The following is a 1187-nucleotide window of genomic DNA, read 5'->3' on the forward strand; positions in this document are numbered from 1 at the left end:
ATCTTTGTAACCACGCCGGCGCCGACAGTGCGGCCACCTTCGCGGATTGCAAAGCGGACGCCTTCTTCCATAGCAATAGGGTTGATCAGCTCAACCACCACCGCTACGTTGTCGCCCGGCATCACCATTTCCTGATTGATCTCAACTGCACCCGTTACGTCGGTGGTGCGGAAGTAGAACTGAGGACGGTAGCCCTTGAAGAATGGCGTATGACGACCGCCTTCTTCCTTGGTCAGAACATACACTTCGCCTTCAAACTTGTTGTGAGGCTTGATGCTGCCTGGCTTGCAGAGTACCTGGCCACGTTCAATGTCTTCTTTCTTGGTGCCGCGCAGGAGCAGACCGACGTTGTCGCCCGCCTGACCCTGATCCAGCAACTTACGGAACATTTCAACGCCGGTGACGATCGTCTTAACGGTAGGCTTGATGCCGACCAGTTCGACTTCTTCGCCAACTTTCACGATTCCGCGTTCAATACGGCCGGTAGCTACCGTGCCGCGACCCGAGATCGAGAAGACGTCTTCCACTGGGAGAAGGAACGGCTTGTCCACTTCGCGCTGTGGTTCAGGAATAAAGGTGTCCAGAGCGTTGTACAGCTCTTCGATCTTGGCAATCCAAGCTGGGTCGCCGCCGATGGCTTTGGTAGCCGAACCACGGATAACCGGGGTGTTGTCGCCGTCGAAGCCGTACTTGGTGAGCAGGTCGCGAACTTCCATTTCGACGAGGTCGAGGAGTTCAGGATCGTCAACCAAGTCGCACTTGTTGAGCCAAACAACAATCTTAGGAACGTTAACCTGCTTGGCAAGCAACACGTGCTCGCGGGTCTGAGGCATAGGGCCGTCAGTTGCAGATACCACCAGGATTGCGCCGTCCATCTGCGCAGCACCCGTGATCATGTTCTTGACGTAGTCAGCGTGGCCCGGGCAGTCAACGTGGGCGTAGTGGCGGCCCGTCGTTTCATACTCAACGTGCGACGTCGCAATCGTCAGAATCTTCGTGCTGTCACGACGGCCCTGGCTCTCAGATGCCTTAGCCACTTCGTCATAAGCAACGTATTTGGTCTTGCCAAATTTGTCTGCCGAAATCTTCGTCAGTGCAGCCGTCGTCGTCGTCTTGCCATGGTCAACGTGGCCAATCGTGCCAACGTTTACGTGAGGCTTGACGCGCTCAAATTTCTCTTTTGCCAT

General features: G+C 55.6%; 1 protein-coding gene. It reads right to left on the minus strand.

Annotated features, from left to right (window positions below; all coding sequences use genetic code 11):
* Positions 1–1187: elongation factor Tu (gene tuf, locus CJD38_RS18320; protein ID WP_107941937.1), on the minus strand; the 1187-nt coding region annotated here is incomplete at its 3' end.

The organism is Stenotrophobium rhamnosiphilum (genome assembly GCF_003052265.1).
GTDB lineage: Bacteria > Pseudomonadota > Gammaproteobacteria > Nevskiales > Nevskiaceae > Stenotrophobium > Stenotrophobium rhamnosiphilum.